Origin of the sequence: Sporosarcina quadrami, assembly GCF_014836615.1 — a bacterium.
In the GTDB taxonomy this organism is placed as follows: domain Bacteria; phylum Bacillota; class Bacilli; order Bacillales_A; family Planococcaceae; genus Sporosarcina; species Sporosarcina quadrami.
Map to the genome: position 1 here is coordinate 1 of NZ_JACSQN010000039.1, position 1,505 is coordinate 1,505.

The 1,505-nt window shown below is 40.5% G+C and carries 1 protein-coding gene; it reads left to right on the forward strand.

Annotation, left to right across the window (positions count from 1 at the left end; genetic code table 11):
- The first annotated feature begins 96 nt into the window (after positions 1–96).
- A complete protein-coding gene (locus tag H9649_RS17700) occupies positions 97–1,275 on the forward strand; it encodes an IS256 family transposase (protein WP_191696251.1) in 1,179 nt (392 codons plus the stop codon).
- The last annotated feature ends 230 nt before the right edge of the window (positions 1,276–1,505 follow it).

Genomic DNA, 1,505 nt, shown 5'->3' on the forward strand with positions numbered 1-1,505 from the left:
GATAGAGTCCATATAATTGTGTAAATAGGAAAAGGCATTTTCCATCCCCTATGATAAAATGTTTTCAACCACGATAAACATTTGGAGGAATGGAAAATGGCCCAACTTAATTTTACTCTAGATATCGACATTTTAAAAGACTCAGTTATGAATTCAAATATTGATGCCGTTGTCAAATCCACAATTGTGCTCTTACTGAATGAATATATGGAAAAAGAGCGCGATGAATATCTTAAGACGTCCTCCTATGAACGCTCTGAAGAACGTGTAGATTATCGAAATGGCTATTACGAGCGCGAATACACAATGAGCCTCGGCACGATTACATTAAAGGTTCCCCGTACACGAGAAGGAGATTTTTCACCATCTGTCTTTGATAAGTATGCGAGATGCGATCAAGCTTTGGTTCTCTCTATGTTAGAAATGGTGGTAAATGGTGTATCAACTCGCAAGGTTACGCATGTAGTGGAACAGTTATGTGGCAAGGCTGTCTCTAAATCCTTTGTTTCTTCATTGACAGCCAAATTGGATCCTATCGTGAACGAGTGGGCAAATCGTCCATTAAACACGAAATACTATCCCTACTTATTTGTAGATGCCATGTACATTAAAGTCAGGGAGCACAATCGTGTTGTCTCCAAAGCCGTCTATATTGCGATGGCCATCGATGATGAAGGGAGGCGCGAAATCCTTGGATTACGAGTAGATCACAATGAGAGCTTCGTGAGTTGGTCTTCCTTCTTTCAACACTTGATTTCCAGAGGACTTCAATCGCCTAAGTTAGTGATTTCTGATGCGCATGAAGGATTAAAAAAGGCTATACAAAAGGACTTTGTCGGAACTTCTTGGCAACGGTGCACTGTCCATTTTAAACGCAATATCGTGGATGCACTTCCAAAGAAAGAGAACGAAGAAGCGCTTACGTTGTTGAAAAGTATATTTGTCGCAGAGGATTTAGATACCGTAAGGAAGTTAAAAGAGTTATTCTTGGAGAAATATGAGGAATATCCGAAGTTTAAAAGATCCTGTTCCATATTAGATGACGGGTTTGAAGACGCTATACAATATATGAATTTCCCCATTAGTCATCGGAAATCCATAAGAAGTACTAACAGTTTAGAGAGGCTGAACCAGGAAGTGCGCAGGAGAGAAAGAGTCATTCGGATATTCCCAAACACGCAGTCCGCCTTCAGATTAATCGGGGCTGTATTGATTAGCTATGTGGAGTCGAAAAACCAGTGGAACAAGAAACTCTATCCCACTAAAAAGTCGTAAGACTTCATGAGTTTTTAAGCAACTTGACATGGAGCCTCTACGGGCATGATTCTCGAACCAGGAAAAGCAGCACATATCGCTGGTTTCTCCCGCCAAGGCTATCATGCCCGCCTCTCCACGTAAAGTTGCGAGTCAATGTATTGAATGCAATAGTACCGAGTATAAGTATATGATTTGATAGGCAATGGAAAACATGAATAGGGAATTTACACAATACTATGGACTTGACT

What these genes read in the sequence shown, in the direction of transcription:
- H9649_RS17700 (WP_191696251.1), top strand. Translation starts at nt 97, where the DNA reads ATGGCCCAACTTAATTTTACTCTAGATATCGACATTTTAAAAGACTCA.